Below are 25,177 nucleotides of genomic sequence, written 5' to 3'. Positions count from 1 at the left end.
CTACTAATGCTATAAAGACGGCAGTGTTCTATCCTTCAAAGATAACTTCTGTCCCTACCTCATGTTCACCAAAATCACTTAATTTTTCTAATGAAGTAATAATGGCTTTATTAGCAGGTTTGGCTTTTACATATTGAATTGCTGCTTCCACTTTTGGTAGCATACTTCCTGGTTCAAATTGCCCTTGTTTTATATATTCTTCTAGCTGTTTTATAGTGACTTGTTTTAATTGTTGTTCATTTTCTTTGCCAAAATTTATTGCAACATTTTCAACCCCAGTCAAAATGACAAACAGATCAGCATCCGCCAATTCAGCTATTTTCTCTGAAGAGAAATCCTTGTCGATAACCGCTTCAACCCCAATTAATTCATTGCTCGTAACAGGAATACCACCGCCACCACCGCAAATCGTAATAATATCGTGTTTGATCAATGTCTTAATTACTTCGTGTTCTTGGATTGATATTGGTTTAGGGCTAGGAACAACTTTACGCCAACCACGACCGGCATCTTCTTTATATAAGGTATTATTTTCGCTCATTATGATTTGCGTTGCTTCTTTTGTTAAAAATGGACCGATCGGTTTGGTCGGATTGTCAAAAGCTGGATCATTTTCTGATACGATCACTTGTGTGACAAGTGTTGCAATTTCTTTTTTGATTCCAGCATCGTTCAACTCTTTGGCCAATGCATTTTCCAACCAATAACCAATGCTACCTTGGGTCATGGCAACACAAGTATCTAGCGGCATCGCTGGATTTTCTTTAGAATCTGTAGCTTGTTGCTGGATCAACAGATTCCCTACTTGAGGACCATTCCCGTGAGAAATAACAAGTTGATAGCCTTTTTGAATCAACTTAACTAATTGTTTCGCCGTATAAGTCAATGCTTTTTGTTGCGCCTGTGAACTTGCATCTGTCGACAATATTGCATTCCCGCCTAGAGCGATCACAATTGTCGTTTTTTTCATAAAATCCCTTCTTCCTTTTTATTCATTATGATTGTTGTTGTTTAAACTTTGGGAATAAAAAGGTTACCTAAGGTTGCTGCCATAATTGCTTTGATCGAGTGCATTCTATTTTCAGCTTCTTCGAATTGACGTCCGTATTTACTTCTAAAGACTTCATCTGTGATTTCCATTTCACTGATGCCAAATTTTTCTTCGACCATTTTGCCATATTCTGTTGTTGCGTCATGAAAAGCTGGTAAACAATGTAAGACGATTAACTTACCATCGGCATTACCTGTTTTTTGGACCATGTCCATATTGATTTGATAATCTTTCAATACTCTAACTCGTTCTTCAAATTTATCTTCTTCACCCATCGAAACCCAAACATCTGTATAAAGGACATTCGCATTTTTAACGCCTTGTTCTACATCATCCGTAATCATGATTTCACTGCCTGACTCTGCCGCAAATTTTTTCGCATAAGCCACGACAGATTCTTCAGGAAATAGTGATTCTGGCGCGCATATTCTAACGTTTACACCTAAAATGGCTCCTGTTACTAATAAACTATTCGCCATATTATTACGCCCATCACCAACGTATACAAGTGTAATATCTTCAAGCGTACCAAAATTTTCTTTAATCGTCATATAATCAGCGATCATTTGCGTTGGGTGCCACTCATCTGTTAGACCATTCCAAACAGGAACGCCAGAGAATTTCGCCAAATCTTCCACAACTTTTTGACTAAAGCCTCTGAATTCAATTCCGTCAAACATACTCCCTAAGACCTTAGCAGTGTCTTCAACGGATTCTTTTTTGCCTAATTGAATATCATTTTTTCCGAGAAATTCAGGATGCGCACCCAAGTCAATTGAAGCAGTTGTAAACGCAGATCGTGTCCGAGTCGATGTTTTTTCAAAAAGTAGCGCAATATTTTTCCCTTCAAGATAATGATGTGGAATTCCTTGTTTTTTCAATTTTTTTAAATGGATAGAAAAATCGATCAAGTAATTTAATTCGTCTTTTGTAAAATCCTTTTCCGCTAATAAACTACGTCCTTGAAATACTGAATCTATCATAATAATTTTCCTCCTAAATTTAAAAGTGTAACAACTCGGTTAATCCTGTAGAAAATTAGGAAATTAACATTGAAGCGTTCTTTGCTTCACTGCTAATTTGTCTATTTTCATAAGGATTGATTTGTGCAGCTAGATAATGTTGAAAGTGTAACTGGCTCGTTCAGTCTCGATTGAAAAACAGGAAAATATGTTTGTGACGCTTTTTGTCACAGGCATATTTTATCTTTTTTCCGAGAGGTTAGCCTGTGGAACTAGATAACCTTAAAAGTGTAACTGGCTCGTTCAACCTCGACTAAAAAATAGGAAAATATGGTTGTGACGCTTTTTGTCACAGGCATATTTTATCTTTTTTCCGAGAGGTTAGCCTGTGGAACTAGATAACCTTAAAAGTGTAACTGGCTCATTCAACCTCGACTGAAAAATAGGAAAATATGGTTGTGACGCTTTTTGTCATAGGCATATTTTATCTTTTTTCCGAGAGGTTAGCCTGTGGAACTGGATAACATACGTAATTTTGCTCTCCTTAAATATCTGCTCGATCAAACGGCATGCTCATACAACGAGGACCGCCACGACCACGTACTAATTCACTGCCTGGAATATAATTTAATTTAACACCAGCTTCTTCTAATTTTTGATTTGTAATCGTATTCCGGTCGTAAACAACGACTTCGCCTGGTGCAATCGCTAATGTATTGGAACCATCATTCCATTGTTCACGAGCTGCTGCTGTTGGATTTCCACCACCGCAACGAATCAAAGTAACATGATCTAATTCAAGATATTTACATAAAATATGCTCCAACGTATCTGTTTCCTGTGAAATTTGTAATCCGTCTGATCCTTGAGAAATCGAATAAATCGTTAAGTTTCCCTCAATTTCTGGATGAATCGTGAATTTGTCATAGTCTACCATTGTAAATACAGTATCAAGATGCATGAATTTACGTTGTTCCCCAATATCAAATGCTAAAACACGTTCAAAACCTAAATCTTTTTCAAAAATATTTCTTGCTAGTTTTTCGATTGAGGTAACGTCCGTCCTTTGGGAGATCCCTACAGCAATCAATTTTTTAGAAAGAATCAACTCATCACCGCCTTCGATCCGAGTATTTTCATCTCGACTATAAACCATCGGCACCTGTGAATTTTTGAACATTGGATGATAAGCAAAAATATGTTTTCCGTATAACGTTTCGCGTCTTCTCGTGACAGAGTACATCCGATTCAATGAAACACCATGCCCTATCGTCGCAAATGGATCTCGAGTAAAATACAAATTAGGCATTGGATCAATAATGAATGGATAATGGGAATCAGCAAGGTCAGATAAACTTGTTCTTTCTAATGATGTCAGCTCTGACTTTTGAATTCCTGCCATTGTCTTATCGATCAACTCTCTGTCATCTGAAATGGACATCAGCCGTTCTTTTATAAATTGCTTTGTTCGTTCTTCTTTGATGTCAGCTTCATTTAGGTACTCTGTTACAAAGCGCTCTTTGATAGCTGAGTCAGTCAGCGATTCTGCTGCTAAATCTTCTAAATAAAGAACGTCCACTCCTTTCAACCTCAGTGTCTCTGCAAAAAAATCATGCTCTTTTTGCGCTTGTTCCAGAAATGGAATATCATCAAAGAGAAGTGATTCCAGATAATCTGGCATTAAATTCTCTAATTCCTTTCCTGGTCTGTGCAACATTACAGTGTTCAATTTTCCAATCTCAGAAAAAACGTTAATTGGATTCTTCATCAAAATGCCTCCTTCTTTTGGTTCGTACTTAGATTAACAAAATGATAGCGTTCTCTTCTCAGTGTTTTTCGACTTTAAAATACAAAGATGACCACATTATGCAAAAATGTTGTATATTTTTTCATACACAAAAATAAACTGATAAAAATGAGCTAATGGAATTTATACTTATCCTTTTTTTTCGAGATTATACACACTTTTTATTTAAAAATAATTACTAGGTGTCCCTATTCTTAATAAATGACGATTGATTTACTATTTTTTAATGGATAGAGCATGATTTGATTTTCTCATCTTAAGTAAAATTATCACACTAAAACGCAGTTATCTTATTTTAGCTTTACGTAAAAATAGAATAGCTACGCTTGATTTATGTATTTTTGGCTTCATCCGCATTCATTTTCAAATAACAAATAGAGCTTGAGAGACAACCTTTGTGCTTTCTCCAAGCTCTTAATGTGTTTACAGAACTATGCTAATTTCAGTTTTTTAAATTGATTTCGTAAATGAACTCTTTATTTTGCCAAGCATTATCTTGCACTTTATAAATTTTCAAACTTTGATCATCGTATTCTGTAATTAAGAAACTTTTCTGTGTCGCTCCTCCAGATAAAAATACTGGTACATTACCAAAATAGGCTGGTGAATAATATTCCCCTACTTTGTCATGATAATGACCTGCAAAAACAGCTTTCACATTATATTTTTCAATCAATTGAATAAATTGTGCGCTTGGACCACCTTTCCAATCATCGGGTTTATGGACTCCAATCAACACTTTCATTTGGTTGTTCTTAGCATGATTCAAGGCGTTTTCAATGAAAGAAAAGTTAGGCTTTACACCAATTGGTGCAGGCCCCTTCCAAGATGTCGCTTGATAATCCATTGTTGGATAGTTGTTCAATTGTAAAAGTAATATATTCCCTGGAAGTCTAACTGCATAAGCATAACTTTTAATACCACCAATATCGCTAAATAAGACGTTACTTGTGTCAACATGATGGTATAATCTGTCCAAAGAGAGAGTAAAACAGTAATCTTCAGCACAGTCCCCTTGGTTATTTTCAATATCATGATTACCTAACCCAAAATAATATTTTTTGTTTAAAATCGGCAACAATTCATTTTCCATTTTTTTCCATTGCCATTCGTGACCATAAGCTGTGATATCGCCATTAATAACTACTTTCGCACTGCTTTTCGTGGCATTATAGGCATTGACACTTGTGTATTGTTCGCGAATTAAAGCAGCAGAATTTCCTTCTGCATCAGGATCTGTTTCTCCTCGATCCATTTTATCAGTCCATGGATACTGTGGGTCGGAAGTGAAAACGATGGCATGATTTTCTGATACTGGTGGTGTTAAATCATTGGAAATTTTAAATGTACTTCCGCCTCCAAAAGATAAGTCCACGCCATCTTTGGTTACGGCTAAACTAGGGTTGGGATAGTGACTGTTACGAATACCATAGGTACCGTTCGAATTTGCTTCTATCAACCATTTACTAGTCGTTTCATTCTTTGAAGTGATCTTGCCAAATGATATTTTTCCTTTATCGTCTGGATTCCATATATCTTTGTCCCAGAATAAATAGTCAGTCCCCTCATCTTGTTGCGATTTTAAACGGTACTCATTACTATTGGACATAACACTTGAATGCCAGATTTGGGACTTATCTCCTGACCATTTTCCCCACGAGGTTTTGCCATCTGCATATTGTAAAACTTCACCCGACCCGTCATTTTTTTCAATCTTAATATTGGTGTCATTTAAATTAACACTATATTCCGCTGCACTTGCTTTAGCAGGTAAAAATAGCACGAATAAAGAAACGACTGAAGCAACAAATAATAATGTGTTACGCCACAAAACTTTTTGGTTACAAAACTTCATTGTTCTTCCACCTTTTAGGTTTAATCTTGTTTAAAAATGGAGATTGGAATCAATTTAACGTATACGATACCAACCTCCATCAATTAAATTTCTAGCTTAATACTCAACAAGTACATGTTAAACAACTATGTTTACTTTCGAAAAAATCCGGTTCATACGCTACTCGTGTCGTTGATACACTTTGTAAAGCAAGAATTTCTTTCGCCAATAATACACGCCTTCTTTTGAGTGAAGTTAAACATTTTCGTTTTAGCAAACGCAAGTTAAACAACTGATACCGCTCGCAAAAACTTCATCTTCCCATGTTGCAACTTCAGATGTTACTTCTTGTAATGCAAGAATTTCTTTCGCCATGAATACACACCTCCTTTCGAGTGAAGCTGAAAAATTTCATTTTAGCAAACGCAAGTTAAACAACTGATACCGCTCGCAAAAACTTCATCTTCCCATGTTGCAACTTCAGATGTTACTTCTTGTAATGCAAGAATTTCTTTCGCCATTGAAATCCGCTCCTTTCAAGCTTTTATTTAGATTTTTGGGTTGGGGTATATCTATAAACCCAGGCAGATCATTTATTTTTTTAACGTTGGTAGGAAATCAAATGTATCTTCAATTATATTTGTAATCGTTAAAGCAACTCCAGCAAAACCAGAAAATACATCCATCGTTATTTTCGTTCCGTTATCGCCAGCAATAGCAAGACCTGTACCAATTTGTATAAGATGTGGCTGCAATCCCGTTACAAATGATTGGCTTATCTGTTCGGCATCGCCCAATTTCAATTGTCCGTTTATAAGCAATTGGCTTAATTTCAGACCGCTATAACCATTAAATAAACCTGGAAATACAGAAAAATTAGTTTCTAAAGCTCGGTATAACGGCAATTGTTTAGCACAATTCGCTTGCGTTATGTGTTCGCTATTTTTGGCTATCAACAGACCTAAACCCGCGCTTCCAGTTGCTAAATATGGTAACGATCGATGTTGCTGTTTGCATTGCAAAGTATTTTCTTGACTAACCACATAGTTAGTAAGCTCTGTTTGAATCGCCAAATTTAAGCAATCAATCAATAAATCGTCCTTGGTTAATTTGTACGCTTCGGCAAATAACCACCCTAAACCAGCATGTCCATAGAATAATCCTATTGTCTGTTCAGTAGGGTTATTCGTCAGTCGTCCGATTTGTTCTGCATGAAAAAATTGGTCAGGCTGAACTTGATAAGCGCGTGCAAGTTGTCTAAGTTTAATAAGTAGCAGTTCAGTATTTTCATCCGTTAGCCTTCGCTGACTTAAAAAATAGCTCCCCGTTAGTAAAATTCCTGCTAATCCGTTGTACAAATTAAAATTTTGACAGCCCTGAATCATCGGCTTAAAAAATTGGTTAAAATATTTCGTCGCCTGCTCCGTTTCCCCAAGTTGATCAAGTAGCCAGCACGTTCCCGCTAACCCATCAAATAAACCACCTTGTACTTGTTTCGTCAGTTGAATGTCATTTATAGATTTAGCAATGATTCTTTGTTTTGTTTCAGTTAATCTCCCTTGATCTCCTAATAAATTTTCGAGCTTACTATAAGCCCAAATGATCCCTAGATCGGAAAAGGCTATTCCCTGTTTACTTCTCGTCCCATAATAATGAACTGGAAAATGACGAAAATCATAATCGCGTTGCCACATTTGCATCACTGAATTCGCTCCGTTTAAAAGCTGTTTACCCCATGTCTGCAAAGTTGAGACTGCACTTGACTGATTATTTTCTGATAAATAGGGCTGTAAAACTTTGTTAGCTGATGTGACTTCAATTGTTTGAACTTTCTTTTTTAATTCTGTCAACACCTTAACATACGCATCGATTTCTTCTGCTTTGTAACCTAAGGTCTGAAAATACTGTTGTCCCGCACGTTTAGTTTGTTCACCAAATTGATAGACTAAATCGGCTTGCAAAATGAGCGGATAGAATAAAAAATGAGCCACTTGAAGTACGCCATACCAATCAATTTTCTCCGGTGTCAACGCTTTCCCCCAAGCCCTAAATCCCGGTGCTGCCACTTGATGAAATGGTACTGAATGATTCGTAAAAAGCGCTTCTCCCCAATCAATCAACACCGCTTGTTCATCATCAGTGAGGATAATATTGCTTAAATGAATATCTTGATGATAGACGTCACTTTTATGTGCTGTCTCGACAATTTCAACTAATTGCCTGACAATTTTTCGTATTTTTTGCAAATAATCCATTTGTTTGTTAGTTGAAAAAGGATAATGTCCTGTCACCCAGCGATTAAGCACTACACCTTCTACTTTTTCCATCGCTAAATACTGATGCTCCCAAACGGTGCCATACCAACAATAATCGGGCACACCGCATACGTTGCTTAAAATTTCTAGTGCTTTTTTTTCTGCTGCTAAGCGTTCAGTTGCGTAAGTGCCATAATGATCAATACCAGTGTAAGGACGTGCTTCTTTCAAAATAATCTCATTTTTCGAATCTCCTAACACTGCATGATAAATCCCTCCACAATTGGAAAATTGAATGGCTGATTTTATCCTAAACGGCATATTTTTTTCTTCAGTATCTTCCTCATGTAACCAACTTTCCAAAAATTTGGGCACTTCAATCCCTTTTGAAAGATGAAACATAGCCTCACGCTGATCAGCTACTTCACCATAGCTCGTTTTAAGCTTACTGCTATCAGTCGGCATATTTTCATCTGGATATGAATCTCGAAAAACACCATATCGTAAGTAAATGGGTGCCTTTTTCCAACGTTTATCACTTAAAATATATGGACCAGAAAAACCAGAAAGTTTATTTTCCAAAGCCTCCAAAAACATTTCTAACTGTGCCTGATCTGGGTAGCAAGTAATAAATTTCCCGGAAAACCCTCTGTTGATCTGTTTGCCATTGCGAATTTTAAAGACTTTCTCAGTTGCTAAATGTTTAAAACAAACCTTGTTTTGAAAACAGACCTCTGCGGTGTTTTTGAGTATCGCTTCAACATCCATTAAGCTTGCACTAACATGCACTTTCCAACCTTGCCTTTGGATTTTTTTCTGTAACAGCAACAAAGTTGTCCATTCTTTATTACTTTTGATTTCATGCCAGCCGGCAGGTAAAGGGAGCGAATACGTGGTTGACGTATCTTTTGATAAATTATTTTCTCTGAAAAATAATGGATCTTCTATATAAGCATTAAATGAAGTCATCGCTTAGGTTTCCTTTCATTAGCAAACAGTCAACTTTCAGATTGCTTGATAAAATTTTCAATTTCTTTTTCGCTTTTATCTCCCACTAGTGTTGCGATTATCTCTTTATTTTTATAGATAACTAGAGCAGGTATTTGCTCAATTTTAAAATTTTCCAATTCTTTGGAAAGCAGGCTATCTTGGAGATGGTTGTCAATATTGTAATAATAAAGAACTTTCCCTTGCTTTTTCATAACTGCTTTTAATTTAGGGAAAAAATTTTTACAGTGGGGACAAGAATCGCGACCAAAATATATAATTGCTCTCCCATGTTGAGGTAAAACATGATCAATCGATTGTTCTTTTGGAATTTCAGTCAAACTTTCTTTTGGCGAACACCCTATAAGAAACAATACTATTAAAATAACTAGACTTATTTTTTTCATATCCACACCTATTTTCACCAGCTAATAATAGATCAAGGGGCATGGTTAATTCGCATTTTTCCATTTATGCCCCTTGTAAAAGGTTAAATATCTTGAGAATTTACGTTCAATAATTTAGGATTGTTAGGATCAGTAATGTCGTAATCTTTTGTAACAACGCGATGACCACCTACACCTTCAAAGCTGCCTTCTCCTTTGAAGAAAGGTATTTTTTTTCTCACCTGGTACTTTCGTGTTCATATACATACCAGAATTTTCTAACTCTTGTTTATGAGTATCATCTAAATTGTCATAGATAACTGTGAAATCTTTAGTAAAATCTCTCTTATCCGAATAAGAACAAATTACACCGCCTGGTACTCCTCTACAATTACTAGCCTGAGCCTCAAGCTCTATTTTAATATCATTACTAACTGGTTCAGCCGTAAAGTTAACAGTTCCGCCAAACTCAAGTACATACAGTTCCGTCACTACCTTAATTACTTGCTTAGGTTTCACTGTATATGGTTGTGGTGATGTACTTAGTGTTTCTGATTCTGATTCAGTAATGGATTCTGATTTATTGATATCAAACGGCAAATTTATTCTACCAATGCCGATAACATCTGCACCTACAATGACATTAGCGATATCATCTGGTAAGCTAAAACCTTTCTTAACTGAAGTAGTCATTGATTTTGTTTTGGTATAGGAATACGAATGTGTATTTCTTATTTCTGGTTTGTCACTTGTTTGGTTCGTTAAAATATCTTCTCCAAGATGTTTGATCATAACTTCTCTGTTAGATACATCCCCCGTTTGGCCTTTCACATTTACTTTTAAGTTATGTGTGTTCTTTTCTAGAACTTGAGGGTATGTGCAGGTGGTAAAATTATCGTTACACGGTGTATTCGTTCCTGCAATAAACTTTTCATAGTAAAAAGTTCCCGCTTTTGACATTAGTTCATTAACGTTAGTCGTCCCAACTTGTGGTTAAATACCTTCTTGAACAGTTCTGCTTTTGCAGTACTAAATGGAGAAAATAGTAAAGTGCTTATTATAATACTTGCACTAAATAATTTTGCTAATTTCTTATGCTTATACCTTCCTTTCTTTTTTTGTATTTTTAAGTAACTGTTTAATCTTAAAATATTATTTAAAAAGAAAATCATGGAAATTTAAACTCTCAATTCCTTTCTTAATATAATTTACTACTTCCCCCTCCTCCTATCATTATCTTGATCATAAGGTAACAATTTTTTCGCTCGTTTACTATAAACGTTACGGTCTATTTTTTTAAGGACGTGAAATTAGCTTTTGTAATACTTCGAAAAAATCAAAGTTTAGTCGGGTTTAGAAAAGTTTAGAGCATTTATACCAGTATAGAATTGATAACTATTTTGCCTACCCTTTATATATAACTTCAAAATACTTTTTGAACTTTTTGCCCTATAAATTTTTCACTTTTTTTATATTTACTTGTATAATAATTCTATAAACAAACAATTTATCAAAATGAGGTGACGTATGTTTTCTTTAAATTATTTCGTATTTTTTATGCTCTGCTATTTTGCTGTTGTCGTGTTATCTGTGATACTTTTTTTAAAAGACAAAAACAAAATCACTCGAATGTTATTGATCTATTTTGTACTTTGTTTTTTTAGCGCTTTTTCGGATTATATCAATGTTATCCTTTCGCAAAAGCCTGCTTGTTTATTTTGCATTTTCTTCCCGTTAGTAAATATTTCTATTTACATTCTAACGATTATCTATTCATTTTTGCTTTGTAAACAACATATCCCAGCGTCTAGTTTATGGAAACATGTTTTACTATTAACTCTAACGATTTCATTAATTTTATTACCGATGCACATTGGGAAACATTGGACAGCAAGCATTTTAATTGCTTATTTAACAGATAATATCTTTTTTATTTATCTTGGTTACTTAACAAGAAAAAAACCACAAACACCAAATTCCATTCTCAATCAATTTCTTTTCCAAAATAAAAGTTTTGGTTTAACTTTAATCTTGGGAGGTTCCGTTACAATAATTTTGGACTTATATTATTTTTTTTACTTGTCAGATGCCCAATATTATTTCTTCTCAATCCATGGACAGAATATAAACAATGACAGTGTATCAATTCTGCTGTGCTTTTGGTTGGTTAAGTTTTTCATGCAAAGAATTCACATCGAACCTGTAACTTCTCTTTCTTCTGATTCCTTTGAAAGTTTTTGTTCACACTTTCACTTAACGAAACGTGAAAAAGATATCTTAGCTGAACTATTGACCAATATGACTCATCAAGAAATTGCCGATAAGCTATATATATCGATTGGAACAGTCAAAGCTCACTCTCATAATATTTTTTTGAAAACAGAAGTAAATAGAAAAGAAGATTTAATACAGCTCTATGAACGATTTATGAGCAAAAAAATTTAAAAACAGCCTAACAATTCTCTAAATCTAATGAATTTTGCTGTTTCCTTAAAAAGAATTAACAATAGATATCGTGATATCAGAAGTAAAATTTGGATGAATCAGTAAAGAAATTTAAGAATAAAAAAATAATTGCCAACCACCGGCATGAATTTTGGCGGGTGGTTGGCTCGTATAATATAGTATAGTTATTAATTCATCTCATAAAATAACATTTTGAAATAATATTTCATGAAAAATACAATATAAAATTAGAGTGTTTAAACAATCTTATCAAAATAGTAAAAAGAAATGCCTATAGCTTTAGTAACTACTATAATTAGAAATTTTTTTATCCTTAGGGACCATTATTTTCCAGCCAAACAAAAAAGCGTAGAAGTTTTTTCCTTTACGCTTCATCATTTTTCGATTTAATTCTTTGGATTTTCTTCACTAATATTAGTTGACAAAGAGCCTAAATAAAAAAGCACTCACCTATTCCCATAAGTGAGCGCTATCATAAAAGATATTGTCTATTATTATCATATTTAAAGATAAGGATTTACTTACTCAATGTATACGTTATTCCATGAATGGTAATGTTTTCAATTTTATTTGGCCACCCTTTTGTATGCCATTTTCCAGAGTTGGCTTGCGCTTCAATTTTATCTGCTCCCTGTGCATAAAATTTATTCTGATTCTTATTATACCAAGGGTCGTTATGAGGATTAGGACTAAGCTGATATCTCATCTTACCTGGGTTTATTTCGTATCCTCTGTTTGTTCCTCCAAAGGAAGCTTCCATCCACTTATAAGTTTTACCTTCAATTTTCATACTTCCAGCAATTTTTATTGGCTGTACTGACGATACTTCTACATTATTAATTTGATCCTGCGCCTCAACATGTTGGCTACTATAAAACAACGTACCTCCAAGAAAAATTGCTGCTCCTAGACTAAAAACTAAAAATTTCTTCATAAAATACCTTCCTTTCTGTTTATGTTTTTTTAGTACATATATATTATTGCAAAGATTCATTAAATACATGTTAACGTTTGCAATTAATTTAATATTTTTTTATTTTACATTATTGGTTTTTAATTATATTTTACTTTTCGTTTTGTTAAAAACTTCACATGAGGGTGTCCTACCGACAAAAGAGCGATGTCAAGCTAGGTTTAAACTGATTTTTTTCACTGTTTAAGTCATGTGCAGCTTCGACATTTATAATTAACTTATCAATTAATTCCCTTGTGTAGTATCCTCCTTATTCAAACCATTCTGGATGATATTCTTTCGCCCCTACACCTGTAAAACACAGTCTTTTTCCAGACAGTCCTCTAGTTTCTTTTCATTCTATTTTTTTCATTCAGCGCAATAGTTGTTTTCAACGGTTTCCTCATTGCAATCTGGACACAATAGGCAGTCGTAATCGTCTTGCATCTACTACTAACTCTAGATTTTCATGTATGTTGTCGATTGTCTCTGCCGCTTTTCTTATCTCTATTACTGATGAAAACTGAAATTGTTGATATTTTTGAACAACGGCTAAAAGATATTGCCTTTTAAACAAAAAAATCCCACGAGTTTATACGCTCGTGGGAAAAAAATGTGGGAAAATTATAGTTTTATTTTTGCCTAAAACTCTCAAACCCTTGCTATTTTTTCGGTTCGTCCTCATCCATTTTCAGAACAGCCATGAAGGCTTCTTGCGGAACTTCCACAGAACCAACTTGTTTCATCCTTTTTTTACCATCTTTTTGTTTCTCTAACAACTTACGTTTACGTGAAATATCCCCACCATAACATTTAGCCAAAACGTTTTTGCGTAGCGCCTTGATTGTGGAGCGAGCAGTGATTTTTTGCCCGATTGCGGCTTGAATCGGCACTTCAAATTGTTGTCTAGGAATTAGTTTCTTCAATTTCTCAACGATTACTTTTCCACGTTCAAAAGCAAAATCTTTATGCACAATAAAACTTAGTGCATCGACCTTTTCTGAGTTTAACAAAATATCCATCTTAGATAGATTACTCTTACGGTAACCAATCATTTCGTAATCTAATGAAGCATATCCTTTTGTTCCTGATTTTAAACGGTCAAAGAAATCATACACAATTTCAGATAACGGCATATCATAAATGACATTTACTCGGTATTCATCTAAGTAGTCCATTGTGACAAATTCACCACGTTTACGCTGGGAAATTTCCATAACAGCCCCAACATATTCATTTGGGACCATAATTGTTGCTTTAACGTATGGTTCTTCCACAAAGTCAACAGAGCTTTGATCTGGAAATTCAGCTGGATTGTCAACCACGATCTTCGTGCCATCGGTCTTCGTTACATGATAGATTACTGATGGTGCCGTTGTGATCAAATCAAGGTTAAATTCTCGTTCCAATCGTTCTTGAATAACATCCATATGCAACAGACCTAAAAATCCACAACGATAACCAAAACCTAATGCTTGAGACGATTCAGCTTCAAACTGCAGCGCTGCATCATTTAGTTGTAATTTTTCCAAGGCTTCTCGTAACTCAACATATCGTGAATTGTCGATTGGGTATAATCCACAATAAACCATCGGATTCATTTTACGATATCCTGCTAACGCTTCTTTGGCGGGATTATTAGCTAAGGTTACCGTATCCCCTACTTGCGTATCACGAACCGTTTTGATTGCAGCTGTAATGTAACCAACATCACCGACCATTAAGAAGTCACGGCTGATCGGTTTTGGTGAGAATATTCCAACATCTGTCACTTCAAACGTCTTATTATTATTCATCATCATGATCTTATCACCAGGTTTGACAACCCCGTCCATGATGCGGACATTTAAAATAACTCCACGATAACTGTCATAGACAGAATCAAAAATCAACGCTTTTAATGGTGCTTCAAGATCACCAGTTGGTGCTGGAACCAAATCAACGATTTGTTCTAAAATATCTTCGATCCCAATACCTGCTTTAGCACTTGCTAAAACAGCATCACTGGCATCGATCCCGATCACATCTTCGATTTCCGTACGAACTCTTTCCGGATCTGCTGCTGGTAAATCAATTTTATTGATAACTGGAATAATTTCTAAATCATTATCTAACGCTAAATAAACATTCGCTAATGTTTGTGCTTCAATTCCTTGAGCCGCATCTACAACTAAGATAGCCCCTTCACAGGCTGCCAAACTTCTCGATACTTCATAAGTAAAATCGACATGTCCGGGAGTGTCGATCAAATGAAAGATATAATCTTCGCCGTCTTTTGCTGTATAGGTTAGTTCAACAGCATTTAGCTTGATTGTGATACCACGTTCACGCTCTAAATCCATAGCATCAAGTAATTGATCTTGCATCTCACGATCTGACACAGTCTCAGTCTTTTGTAAAATTCGGTCAGCAAGCGTTGATTTTCCGTGGTCAATATGAGCAATAATGGAAAAGTTACGAATTTTTTCTTGTCTTTGCTTCATTTCATTTATATTCATTAATAGTCCTCATTTCTTTTATGAAAGGCTGAATGAGCGTGTGATTTTGTTGGTTCAAATCGTATCAGCTCATCGCTCAGATCATTTTCAATCAGCACTTTCCATTATAGCAAGATTTCCATCAGAATTAAAGAACTTTCCCACGTTTCCCAATTCCTACTTGCACTTTTCAACTAGAGTAACACACTATTTTCTAACTAAAAAATCCTTCTTTACCATTTCTTAGTAAGTAATACTCTATTTATTCACCTTTTTTTGATATACTGGAGGTAGAAAAACAATTGGAGATGGAAAAATGGACCAAAAAGAGTTCAGAGATAATTTAGAATTAAAAGCGGTAGATGAAAAATATGTGGATCAGTTCAATGAATTATTGAGCTATGTCTTCCAGTTTACAGAAGCAGATTTAGAGGAAAGCGGCTATGAAAGTAAAAAAGAGTTGATCAAATCAAAACAGCCGATTTTAGAGCAGTCAAAAGTATTTGGCTGGTTTCATGAGGATCAATTGATTTCCCAAATTGCAATTTACCCATGTGAAGTAAATATTCACGGGAAACTTTTCAAAATGGGCGGTATCACAGGTGTTGGAACCTATCCTGAATATGCCAATCATGGCTTGATGCAGGATTTGATTCATCTGGCCCTTAAAAATATGAGGGCAGATCAGCAGTGGATTTCGTACCTTTATCCTTATAGTATTCCTTACTATCGTAGAAAAGGCTGGGAAATCATGTCGGATAAGTTGTCGTTCAAAATTCGTGATACTCAATTGCCTAAGCAAGTTTCAGTCCCAGGAATGGTAGAACGCGTAAGCGTCGATCATGAAGATGTATTTACTGTTTATGCAAAATTTGCCCGTCAAAATCATGGTGCTTTAATTCGTAGTGAATTTAATTGGGAAGAATATTGGCGCTTTGAAAATGAAGACGAACGAACTGCTGCTGTTTATTACGGCGCAAATCAAGAACCTTTAGGTGTACTTTTTTACTGGGTAGCTGAAGATGTGTTCCATATCAAAGAAATGTTCTATATCAATCAGGAAGCGCGAAATGCATTGTGGAATTTTATTTCGGCTCATTTTTCAATGATTGATTGGGCTGAAGGGGACATTTATAAAAATGAACCACTAGCTTTTTTATTAGATGACAGCCAAATCAAGGAAACGATCGAACCTTATTACATGGCTAGAATCGTCGATGTCAAAGAAATGCTATTGGCTTATCCATACGCTAGCACCGCAAAACCATTTCACTTTGTAGTAAGCGATCCTGTTGCAGAATGGAATAATGGTGTGTTTAGTTTATTATGGGATGAAGATGATCAAGTTTCTGTAACAGATGAGCCATTAGGACAGTCTGTACATATCGATATTCAAACCTTGACTTGTTTATTGATGAATTACCGCCGTCCAACTTATCTACATCGAATCGAACGTTTAGGTACAGATAAGGAAACATTGAATTCATTAGAACGAATCTTGCCTGATCAAGAAGCTTATTTTAGTGATTATTTTTGATCACATTACTAATAAATGCTCAACAAAGGATGATTTTATGAATGACTTTCTTGTTATTCCAACGTTACTAGCCAAAACTACAAACTTACAATTATCATTTGCAGAAATAGAGGCCCAAATGAACCATAATCATATGCTACCTGAACTGGCTAAAACCTATAGTGCCTGGTGGACAAAAAAAGAACATTCTTTTTCAAGTGGATGGGCTGCCTATGGTTATCAAGTTGATAAAGTCGATTTAGTGAATCAGCTCGTCTTTTTTTCAAAAAAATAGAATTACTAAACTAACTTAGAGGTGACACAATGAACATATATTTTGCAGGACCGATGTTTGCTAAAGCAGACTTACTATATAATGAATACTTAGTAAAAGAAATTCGTGCTTTAGATGATTCAATCAAGGTTTATTTACCACAAGAAAATGGTGCAATCAACGACAAAACTGCCTATGCCGATAGTAAGATGATTGCACTAGCCGATACTGAAAAAGTGCTTGAAAGTGATTTGCTTGTAGCTGTTTTAGATGGTATTACAATTGATGCAGGTGTGGCTTCTGAAATCGGCGTAGCTTACGCTAAAAATATTCCAATGGTTGGTCTTTATACTGATACTCGCCAACAAGGAGCTGATAATCAAAAAAAATTAGCAGCAATAGGTGATATTGCTGAAAATCAATTTCATTATCTAAACCTGTATACCATTGGCTTAGTAAAATTAAATGGAGCAGTTGTTAGCGGTGAGCAAGCATTTTTAGGTTTAATCAAAGAAAAGTTAAATAAATAAGCAAATCGGAGGCTTTTATATGAAGTTAGAATTTGAGGATAAACAAGAAAAAAGTGCCTTTTATTTTTTACTTGTGTTTGGTGTTATCACCTTGATCGTCAATATTGTTAAAACATTTGTAGTACAACCAACGGAACAATACGTATTATTGACGTTTGAAATGATTGCAGGAATTGCTGTGATCTTCGTACCCTTTATATTCACAAAATTTACAGGCTTGGTTTTTCCCAAAATGGTACGTCTTTATTATTGGTTTTTCATTTGGATCGCAGTTTTTCTTGGAACGGGTTTACGCTTGATCATTATTGTACCGTTTTGGGATAAAATTCTTCATGCTGTCAGTCCAATTTTATTAGTAGCTGTGGGATATGCGATTATTGGCTATTGTTTACGTGAGTCGGATTTTTCTAAAATCAGTCCTTGGTTGTTTATTATTATGGGATTTGCTTTTGCCGGGTTATGCGGTGTTTTCTGGGAGTTCTGGGAATTTCTTTGTGATTCACTTGGTAATATGAATTTACAGCGTTATATGACGGAAGCCGGACAACCTTATATTGGTCGTGAGGCGCTGATGGATACCATGGGAGATTTGCTTACCAATACGATTGGTGCGTTGATTCTAACAGTATATAGTTTTACGCAACGACATAAACCAGAGTATTTTAAAGCTTATGCATTTAGAAAAGTAAATAAATAAAAAATCGGCACTTTAGATGTTCTAAAGTTGCCGATTTTTTATTTATTCTACTTCTAACTCAACAGAAATATTTCCTCTTGTCGCTTTTGAATAAGGACATACTTCATGGGCTGCCTTCACTAACTCTTCTGCTGTTTCACGGTCAACATCATCGATTTTAACAGATAAAACAACTCCAACTTGGAAACCAGATTGTTCATCGCTAAATAATGATACAGTCGCTTTTACTGTGCTTTTTGATGTGATTTTTTGTTTCGCCATTACAAGTTCTAAAGCACTATTGAAACAAGAGCTGTAAGCTGCTGCGAATAGTTGCTCTGGATTTGTTTTATTTTCTTGATGAGGACCAGGAGAGGTTACTTGATAGCTAAATGATTTATCTGGAGAAAAAACTTCCCCTTCTCTTCCACCAGTGTTGATGATTGTTGTTGAATAGATTTTTTTCATGATTCATTCCTCCACTTCTTATTGTCATAGCTTCATCGTACAATTAAATTGTACACAACATTTATGAATATGTACATTAGTTTGCATCATAAAAAAATGATTTAATAAAAAAGACTTTAATCAGAGGTAGTGGTAAATTACCTTCTTCTTAAAGTCTTTTTGTTCCATCGTTTACTGTTTGATTCCATCGATTTGTTTACTTAAGGAATTGATTAGTTCGATCAATGAAAAATAGTCTTCTTGATTAAAATCCAGTTGTGTTAAACAGCCTTCTACTTGATCATAAATCTCATTTTCCAACTGAATCGCTTTATCCGAAAGTGAAATGATCACGATTCGTTCATCTTCTGGTAATCTATCTCGATGGACATACCCATTTTTTTCCATCCTTTTTAACATTGGTGTCAATGTACCTGTATCCAACGCAAGTTTTTCTCCAATATCAGAGATCCGCTGATCTGAAAATTCCCATAAAACAAGTAACACCAAATATTGAGGATAGGTTAAATGAAATGGTTTCAATGCTTTAGCATACATTCTATTAAATTGCTTTGAAGCTGTTTGTAAAGAAAAACACAATTGTTCTTCTAATCGTCTGCTTTTTTTATCCACTGAATCCCTCTTTTATAATGTTAATATAATAGTTAGATTCTACACAATATCATTTTTAAAATCAATTTTTTTTGCTTATAAAAAGGGAGATAGCCTTAAAAAGACTACCTCAACTTTTAAACTATTCTTCTATTATCGGCTCATTTTCAAAAACTAGCTGTTCATTCAATAAACTGATGGTTACTTTTGTTTTAGGTAATATACGGCCTGAAACAATTTCTTTTGCTAATGGTGTTTCTACTTCTTTAGTAATAAATCGTTTCAATGGACGTGCACCGTAAGCTGGATCATAACCACTTTCAGCAATCCACGTTTTTGCTTCATCAGAAATTACCAATTCAATTTCTTGATGTTCTAAACGTTTTGCTAATTGAGCTGTCATTTTTCCAATGATACCTTTAACGTTATCCAAGCTTAGTGGCGTGAACAATATAGTATCATCAATTCTATTTAAGAATTCTGGTTTGAAATTGCCTCGTAATATCGTCATAACTTCTTCTTCTACTTCTTCTGGAATCGTGCCTTCTGACGTTACCCCTTCAAGCAATAGTTGAGAACCGATATTACTTGTCATGATCAACACAGTATTTTTGAAATCAACTACTCGTCCTTTAGAATCCGTTAAGCGACCATCATCTAATACTTGGAGTAAAATGTTGAATACGTCTGGATGTGCTTTTTCAATTTCATCTAATAAAACGATTGTATATGGATTACGTCGAACAGCTTCTGTTAATTGACCACCTTCTTCATAACCAATGTAGCCTGGAGGTGCTCCAACTAAACGAGATACACTGTGTTTTTCCATATACTCACTCATATCGATCCGAACCATATGATCTTCTGAATCAAATAGGTCTTCTGCTAACGCTTTAGCAAGCTCAGTCTTACCAACACCAGTTGGTCCTAAGAATAAGAAAGAACCTAATGGACGGTTTGGATCTTGCAACCCAGCACGTGAACGAATCACTGCATCACTTACCGCATCTACAGCTTCATCTTGACCAATAACACGTTTGTGAAGGGTTTCGTTTAATTTCATTAGTTTTTCCCGTTCGCCTTCAATTAGTTTTGTTACTGGAATCCCTGTTAAGCGTCCGACAACTTGTGCAATTTCGTTTTCTGTCACTGCTTCTTGAACCATACGCACATTATCCTTGGCGTTTTTAGCTTCAAGTTCTTTTAACTCTTCTTCTAATTGTGGAATCGTACCATGACGGAGAACAGCTGCTCTTTCTAAATCATAATTGTTTTCAGCATCTTCTAATTCATGTTTTGCCTTGTCGATTTCTCCGCGTTTATTGCTGACAGCATTGACTTCTTCTTTTTCTGTTTCCCATTGCATCTTCATTGCGTTGGCTTCTTCACGAAGATCTGCTAATTCTTCTTGTAATGCGTTTAGGCGTTTTTTGCTGGCATCATCCGATTCTTTTTTCAATGCTGCTTCTTCGATCTCTAATTGCATCAAACGGCGTGTTACTTGATCAAGTTCTGTCGGCATTGAATTCATTTCAACACGAATCGTTGCGCTCGCTTCGTCAACTAGATCGATGGCTTTATCAGGCAAGAAACGATCTGTGATGTATCGATCGGATAAAGTAGCTGCAGCGACTAATGCATTATCGTGGATATTAACACTATGATGAATTTCAAAACGTTCTTTTAATCCACGTAAAATACTGATCGTATCTTCTACAGTTGGTTCTTTCACTAAGACTTTTTGGAAACGACGTTCTAGTGCTTTATCTTTTTCCATATATTGACGGTATTCATCCAATGTTGTAGCACCAATCAAGTGTAATTCACCACGAGCCAACATTGGTTTTAACAAATTCCCAGCATCCATGCTGCCTTCTGTTTTTCCTGCTCCAACGATATTGTGAATTTCATCGATGAACAATATGATACGCCCTTCACTTTTCTTCACTTCTTTTAAAACTGCTTTTAGACGTTCTTCAAATTCACCACGGAACTTGGCTCCAGCGATCAAGGCCCCCATATCTAATGAAAAGATGGTTTTATCTTTTAAATTTTCAGGAACATCTTTACGCACGATTCGTTGCGCTAATCCTTCAACGATCGCTGTTTTACCCACACCTGGTTCACCGATTAAAACAGGATTATTCTTTGTTTTACGAGAAAGAATTCGAATCACGTCGCGAATTTCTTCATCACGGCCAATAATAGGATCTTGGTTACCGCTTTTTACTTGTTGGACTAAATCTACCCCATATTTTTCTAATGCTTTGTATTGTTCTTCTTGATTTTGAGAAGTCACACGATCTCCCCCTCTCATGTCTTCGATATTTTTACGTAGTTCTTTTTCTGTGATTCCCTGACTTGTTAGGTATTTTGTTAAACGATAATTTTTCAATTTCATCAACGCTAAAATCACAATTTCAGTTGCTAGAAACTCATCTTGAAATGATTCTCTAAGTTTGTCTGCTTCACCTAGTAAGTTAAACAGATTTTGGCTCATACTTTGACCATACTGAATGTTACTGCCTTGAATACTCGGATATTCATCGATAGCTTTATCAATTTCACGTTCAAAAGCTTCTACATCAACTCCTGCATCTGTATAAAAATTACGTCCAAAATGATTCGGCTGCAAAAAAATCTTCCATAAATGAGCAATATCAATTTCCTGATGATGACGAGTCACTGCTACCTGTTGCGCCTCTGCAATTGCCTCTTGTAATGTCGTTGTCATTTTTTCGATGTTCATAGAATTACCTCCTAAATTTAAAAGCGTAGCAGACTCGCCCAGCTTCTATTGAAACATAGGAAAAATCGACTGTGACTCTGTTTGTCACGTTCTATTTTTATCTTTTTCTGAGGAGCTAGCCTGCGTAGCTGGATAATGTTGAAGTGTAAAGAGCTTGCTCAGCCTTGAAAGCAAAATAGAAAAATCAACTGTGATATTTTTGGTCACAAGCTATTCTTATCTTTTTTCCAAAGCCCCAGCTCATAAATCTCTACTATATAAATAGTACCGTTAGTTTATCAAAAAGACATTAGGTCTTTTGTACTATTTTTCATAAGGCCTAAAGTCTGATTAATTTTGACCTTATAAATTAATTATACCCATTTGGTCAGCAAAGGTCAAATAAAAGCTATCGTTTTTTTGACTATTTTTTTACCTATATCAATGATAACGCAACTTACTATTTTAGCAAAAGATATACGGTTATTCAGATAAAAAAAGATTGACGCCCACTATTTCGTGGACTCAATCTTTTAATCAATATTATAGCAATTCTCCAAAGCGTTTCACATAGAATTTTTTTACGATCATAACTAAGAACAAATATGCAAATATAGTCAAACCTAACCAAGCAAAATAATGAAGTGGCAGTTCGGCTAGCCCTAAATTTTGACCAAAACTTGTAAATGGTAAAATCGTTCCTACAGCAATTCCTAAAGTTGTAATAGTTGTTAAAATAAATGATGCACGGCTTTGTATAAATGGAATCTTCGGTGTCCTTAATGTGTGGATCACCAACGTTTGTGACCAAAGTGATTCTATAAACCAACCAGCATGGAAAATTGCAATAAAGGTCGCTTGTTGTGCGGGATCTAAATCGTGATAGTTCCCACCCACTAATTGAGGACAGATAATAAAGTACATTAACAAATAAGTTGTAATATCAAAGACTGAACTAGTCGGCCCTAACCATTTCATAAACGAACCGATTTTTGATGCATTCCATTTTTTTGGCTGTTCCAAATATTCATCATCCACATGATCCCAAGGAATCGACATACATGAAATATCATAAATCAAATTTAGAAATAGTAATTGCAACGGTAACATTGGTAAAAATGGTAAAAAGATACTAGCAACAACAACCGAAAACATATTGCCAAAATTAGAACTAGCTGTCATTTTGACGTACTTCATAATATTTCCAAAGGTCGTTCTGCCTGCTAATAACCCACGTTCCAGAACCATCAAGTCTTTTTCTAATAAGATGACATCTGCTGATTCTTTTGCAATATCAACAGCTGTATCTACTGAGATACCAACATCAGCTTCTTTCATCGCAGGAGCATCATTAATACCATCTCCCATAAAACCAACCGTGTGTCCAGCTTCTCTTAACACTTGAACGATTCTTGTTTTTTGTTGTGGTGTCAATTTTACAAAAATATTGTATTTTTCCGCAACCATTTTTAGCTCAAAATCATTCATTCTCGCGATTTCATTCCCTGTGATCAGTTCTTCATTGGCTAATCCAACTTGTTTACATACTGATTTTGTTACTAAAGCATTATCCCCAGTCAATACTTTGACACCGACACCATGTTTTTTTAGCGCTTCTAAGGCGGCTTTGGTGGTTTCTTTTGGTGGATCAAGGAATGCAAGATAACCAATCAAGACCATCTCATTTTCATCTGAAACAGAGAACTCATCAACAGTCGCTGGATTTGTTTTTTGAGAAACAGCCAATACACGTAGTCCATCTTCGTTCAGCTCTTCAACAGTTTTCAAAATTTCAGTTTTAAGCGTTTTTGTTAATGGTCTAACTGTTCCTTGATAGTCAACAAAACTTGAAATTTCCAGCATTTCTTCAACGGCACCTTTTGTGATCATTTGAGTTTTACCCGATGTATCTTCGATCACCACACTCATGCGACGTCGTTTAAAATCAAAGGGAATTTCATCTACTTTTTTGTACTTAGAAGAATCGATCGATAATTCATCATTTGCCGCATCAATGATTGCTACATCCATTAAATTTTTCAATCCAGTTTGATAATAGCTATTAAAAAATGCATGACGCAATACCCGGCTATCTTCTTTTCCATCGCAATCTAAATGATATTCTAAAATAATTTTGTCTTGGGTCAGCGTACCTGTCTTATCCGTACATAGAACATCGATTGCACCAAAATTTTGAATTGCATTTAAATTTTTAATAATTGTTCCTTTTTTAGCCATACTTGATGCACCTTTTACAAGATTTGTCGTCACGATCATCGGCAACATTTCTGGTGTTAAACCAACTGCTACAGACAAACCAAACAGAAATGCTTCAAACCAATCACCTTTTGTTAATCCGTTAATCAAAAATACTGCTGGCGCCATTACTAACATAAATCGAATCAACAACCAAGACGTTTTGCTAATGCCAACTTCAAAATTGGTTTGAGGATTTTTATCAGACACATCTTGTGCTACTTTTCCAAAAAGTGTGTCATCTCCTACTGAAACTACGATCCCTTCTGCACTCCCACTGATTACGTTACTGCCCATAAAAACGATATTTTCGTATTCCGTTTCCACACTATTCACTTTCAACTTGTAATCTGCTCTTTTTTCAACAGGGTAACTTTCTCCTGTCATTGCAGATTGCGAAATAAAGAGGTCTTTTGTTTTTGTTAAGCGAATATCTGCTGGGATCATATCACCTGCAGATAATTTTACAATATCCCCACAAACGATTTCTTCGATTGGCAGTTCTACTTGTTTTTTTCTGCGAACAACGGTTGCCGTAATTTTTACCATGTTATTCAATTTTTCTGCTGCTTGATTTGATTTAACAGATTGTATCAATGTCATAGTCCCACTTATCAAGACCATCGCTACAATGATAAGCACACCGATAAGATCCCGGTCAGCTGGCGGTGCAATAACATAGTCCGTTATAAACGAAATAATAGCTAACGTAATCAAAACAATCGTAAATGGGGTAAAATAAGCTTTGATTATTTCAACAAATAAAGGCGTTTTTTTCCCATGTGTAATGATATTCTCTCCAAATTCTTCCCTTGATAAAACGGCTTGCTGGTGAGTTAAGCCCATTCTTGAAGAATTGAAAAATGTTAAGATATTTTCAGCTGAGTTTCTTGCGAAATATTCATATGATTGGTTATTATTTTTGTTCAATACTGCTCTTTTATCCATATAGTTCTCCTTC

General features: G+C 35.2%; 18 protein-coding genes. 5 read left to right on the top strand and 13 right to left on the bottom strand.

Annotation, left to right across the window (positions count from 1 at the left end):
- Positions 1 to 28 precede the first annotated feature (28 nt).
- The 7 genes from arcC to IGJ02_RS06840 form a co-directional block, all read right to left on the bottom strand.
- Positions 29 to 970 (bottom strand): carbamate kinase, encoded by a 942-nt coding sequence (gene arcC / locus IGJ02_RS06870; RefSeq protein ID WP_430603807.1) that lies wholly within the window; start codon positions 968 to 970, stop codon positions 29 to 31.
- A gap of 41 nt (positions 971 to 1,011) precedes the next feature.
- On the bottom strand, positions 1,012 to 2,031 hold the full coding sequence (gene argF / locus IGJ02_RS06865; protein ID WP_430604078.1) for an ornithine carbamoyltransferase: 1,020 nt from the start codon (positions 2,029 to 2,031) through the stop codon (positions 1,012 to 1,014).
- 526 nt (positions 2,032 to 2,557) lie between these two features.
- Positions 2,558 to 3,781 (bottom strand): arginine deiminase, encoded by a 1,224-nt coding sequence (gene arcA / locus IGJ02_RS06860; protein WP_430603805.1) that lies wholly within the window; start codon positions 3,779 to 3,781, stop codon positions 2,558 to 2,560.
- A 481-nt stretch (positions 3,782 to 4,262) separates the two neighbouring features.
- Positions 4,263 to 5,675, bottom strand: a complete 1,413-nt coding sequence (locus IGJ02_RS06855) for a metallophosphoesterase (protein ID WP_430603803.1) — start codon at positions 5,673 to 5,675, stop codon at positions 4,263 to 4,265.
- 572 nt (positions 5,676 to 6,247) lie between these two features.
- The gene (lanKC, locus tag IGJ02_RS06850; protein WP_430603800.1) at positions 6,248 to 8,878 is read right to left on the bottom strand and encodes a class III lanthionine synthetase LanKC; all 2,631 of its coding nucleotides are present in this window, start codon (positions 8,876 to 8,878) and stop codon (positions 6,248 to 6,250) included.
- 29 nt (positions 8,879 to 8,907) lie between these two features.
- Entirely contained in the window at positions 8,908 to 9,303 is a 396-nt protein-coding gene (locus tag IGJ02_RS06845) for a thioredoxin domain-containing protein (RefSeq protein ID WP_430604077.1), read from the bottom strand.
- 177 nt (positions 9,304 to 9,480) lie between these two features.
- Positions 9,481 to 10,242, bottom strand: coding sequence for an ETX/MTX2 family pore-forming toxin (locus IGJ02_RS06840; RefSeq protein WP_430603799.1), 762 nt, complete (start codon positions 10,240 to 10,242; stop codon positions 9,481 to 9,483).
- Between the two features lie 567 nt (positions 10,243 to 10,809).
- Here IGJ02_RS06840 and IGJ02_RS06835 point away from each other — a divergent pair.
- The gene (locus IGJ02_RS06835) at positions 10,810 to 11,727 is read left to right on the top strand and encodes a helix-turn-helix transcriptional regulator (protein ID WP_430603797.1); all 918 of its coding nucleotides are present in this window, start codon (positions 10,810 to 10,812) and stop codon (positions 11,725 to 11,727) included.
- A gap of 538 nt (positions 11,728 to 12,265) precedes the next feature.
- On the opposite strand, the gene IGJ02_RS06830 is transcribed toward IGJ02_RS06835, so the two are convergent.
- Together IGJ02_RS06830 and lepA are read right to left on the bottom strand one after the other, a co-directional pair.
- Positions 12,266 to 12,682 carry a hypothetical protein gene (locus tag IGJ02_RS06830; RefSeq protein ID WP_010761082.1) on the bottom strand — a complete coding sequence of 139 codons (417 nt, stop codon included), beginning with the start codon at positions 12,680 to 12,682 and terminating at the stop codon, positions 12,266 to 12,268.
- Positions 12,683 to 13,362: 680 nt separating this feature from the next.
- Positions 13,363 to 15,198, bottom strand: a complete 1,836-nt coding sequence (gene lepA / locus IGJ02_RS06825) for a translation elongation factor 4 (RefSeq protein ID WP_010761081.1) — start codon at positions 15,196 to 15,198, stop codon at positions 13,363 to 13,365.
- Positions 15,199 to 15,493: 295 nt separating this feature from the next.
- On the opposite strand from lepA, the gene IGJ02_RS06820 reads away from it, so the two are divergent.
- Genes IGJ02_RS06820 through IGJ02_RS06805 form a run of 4 tightly spaced genes read left to right on the top strand, consistent with a single transcriptional unit; the run spans position 15,494 to position 18,194 of the window.
- The gene (locus tag IGJ02_RS06820) at positions 15,494 to 16,714 is read left to right on the top strand and encodes a GNAT family N-acetyltransferase (RefSeq protein ID WP_430603795.1); all 1,221 of its coding nucleotides are present in this window, start codon (positions 15,494 to 15,496) and stop codon (positions 16,712 to 16,714) included.
- Positions 16,715 to 16,751: 37 nt separating this feature from the next.
- Positions 16,752 to 16,988, top strand: a complete 237-nt coding sequence (locus tag IGJ02_RS06815; RefSeq protein WP_010761079.1) for a DUF7662 domain-containing protein — start codon at positions 16,752 to 16,754, stop codon at positions 16,986 to 16,988.
- A 29-nt stretch (positions 16,989 to 17,017) separates the two neighbouring features.
- A complete protein-coding gene (locus IGJ02_RS06810; protein ID WP_430603794.1) occupies positions 17,018 to 17,497 on the top strand; it encodes a nucleoside 2-deoxyribosyltransferase in 480 nt (159 codons plus the stop codon).
- A gap of 19 nt (positions 17,498 to 17,516) precedes the next feature.
- The gene (locus IGJ02_RS06805; RefSeq protein WP_430603793.1) at positions 17,517 to 18,194 is read left to right on the top strand and encodes a hypothetical protein; all 678 of its coding nucleotides are present in this window, start codon (positions 17,517 to 17,519) and stop codon (positions 18,192 to 18,194) included.
- Between the two features lie 42 nt (positions 18,195 to 18,236).
- On the opposite strand, the gene IGJ02_RS06800 is transcribed toward IGJ02_RS06805, so the two are convergent.
- The 4 genes from IGJ02_RS06800 to mgtA form a co-directional block, all read right to left on the bottom strand.
- Entirely contained in the window at positions 18,237 to 18,641 is a 405-nt protein-coding gene (locus IGJ02_RS06800; RefSeq protein ID WP_069645003.1) for an organic hydroperoxide resistance protein, read from the bottom strand.
- A gap of 171 nt (positions 18,642 to 18,812) precedes the next feature.
- Positions 18,813 to 19,253, bottom strand: a complete 441-nt coding sequence (locus tag IGJ02_RS06795; protein WP_430603792.1) for a MarR family winged helix-turn-helix transcriptional regulator — start codon at positions 19,251 to 19,253, stop codon at positions 18,813 to 18,815.
- A gap of 121 nt (positions 19,254 to 19,374) precedes the next feature.
- Positions 19,375 to 21,981 carry an ATP-dependent chaperone ClpB gene (gene clpB, locus IGJ02_RS06790; RefSeq protein WP_430603790.1) on the bottom strand — a complete coding sequence of 869 codons (2,607 nt, stop codon included), beginning with the start codon at positions 21,979 to 21,981 and terminating at the stop codon, positions 19,375 to 19,377.
- A 522-nt stretch (positions 21,982 to 22,503) separates the two neighbouring features.
- Positions 22,504 to 25,164, bottom strand: coding sequence for a magnesium-translocating P-type ATPase (gene mgtA, locus IGJ02_RS06785; protein ID WP_430603788.1), 2,661 nt, complete (start codon positions 25,162 to 25,164; stop codon positions 22,504 to 22,506).
- Between the last annotated feature and the right edge of the window lie 13 nt (positions 25,165 to 25,177).

The sequence above is a fragment of the Enterococcus sp. DIV0724b genome, from assembly GCF_050531475.1.
In the GTDB taxonomy this organism is placed as follows: domain Bacteria; phylum Bacillota; class Bacilli; order Lactobacillales; family Enterococcaceae; genus Enterococcus_L; species Enterococcus_L haemoperoxidus.
Note: the sequence above shows the minus strand (reverse complement) of the source record. Positions and strands in the feature narration are given on the sequence as shown.

What these genes read in the sequence shown, in the direction of transcription:
- lanKC (WP_430603800.1), bottom strand. Translation starts at nt 8,878, where the DNA reads ATGACTTCATTTAATGCTTATATAGAAGATCCATTATTTTTCAGAGAA.
- clpB (WP_430603790.1), bottom strand. Translation starts at nt 21,981, where the DNA reads ATGAACATCGAAAAAATGACAACGACATTACAAGAGGCAATTGCAGAG.
- IGJ02_RS06800 (WP_069645003.1), bottom strand. Translation starts at nt 18,641, where the DNA reads ATGAAAAAAATCTATTCAACAACAATCATCAACACTGGTGGAAGAGAA.
- IGJ02_RS06835 (WP_430603797.1), top strand. Translation starts at nt 10,810, where the DNA reads ATGTTTTCTTTAAATTATTTCGTATTTTTTATGCTCTGCTATTTTGCT.
- IGJ02_RS06845 (WP_430604077.1), bottom strand. Translation starts at nt 9,303, where the DNA reads ATGAAAAAAATAAGTCTAGTTATTTTAATAGTATTGTTTCTTATAGGG.
- IGJ02_RS06855 (WP_430603803.1), bottom strand. Translation starts at nt 5,675, where the DNA reads ATGAAGTTTTGTAACCAAAAAGTTTTGTGGCGTAACACATTATTATTT.
- arcA (WP_430603805.1), bottom strand. Translation starts at nt 3,781, where the DNA reads ATGAAGAATCCAATTAACGTTTTTTCTGAGATTGGAAAATTGAACACT.
- mgtA (WP_430603788.1), bottom strand. Translation starts at nt 25,164, where the DNA reads ATGGATAAAAGAGCAGTATTGAACAAAAATAATAACCAATCATATGAA.
- IGJ02_RS06830 (WP_010761082.1), bottom strand. Translation starts at nt 12,682, where the DNA reads ATGAAGAAATTTTTAGTTTTTAGTCTAGGAGCAGCAATTTTTCTTGGA.
- IGJ02_RS06810 (WP_430603794.1), top strand. Translation starts at nt 17,018, where the DNA reads ATGAACATATATTTTGCAGGACCGATGTTTGCTAAAGCAGACTTACTA.
- IGJ02_RS06820 (WP_430603795.1), top strand. Translation starts at nt 15,494, where the DNA reads ATGGACCAAAAAGAGTTCAGAGATAATTTAGAATTAAAAGCGGTAGAT.
- lepA (WP_010761081.1), bottom strand. Translation starts at nt 15,198, where the DNA reads ATGAATATAAATGAAATGAAGCAAAGACAAGAAAAAATTCGTAACTTT.
- IGJ02_RS06840 (WP_430603799.1), bottom strand. Translation starts at nt 10,242, where the DNA reads ATGTCAAAAGCGGGAACTTTTTACTATGAAAAGTTTATTGCAGGAACG.
- IGJ02_RS06805 (WP_430603793.1), top strand. Translation starts at nt 17,517, where the DNA reads ATGAAGTTAGAATTTGAGGATAAACAAGAAAAAAGTGCCTTTTATTTT.
- IGJ02_RS06815 (WP_010761079.1), top strand. Translation starts at nt 16,752, where the DNA reads ATGAATGACTTTCTTGTTATTCCAACGTTACTAGCCAAAACTACAAAC.
- arcC (WP_430603807.1), bottom strand. Translation starts at nt 970, where the DNA reads ATGAAAAAAACGACAATTGTGATCGCTCTAGGCGGGAATGCAATATTG.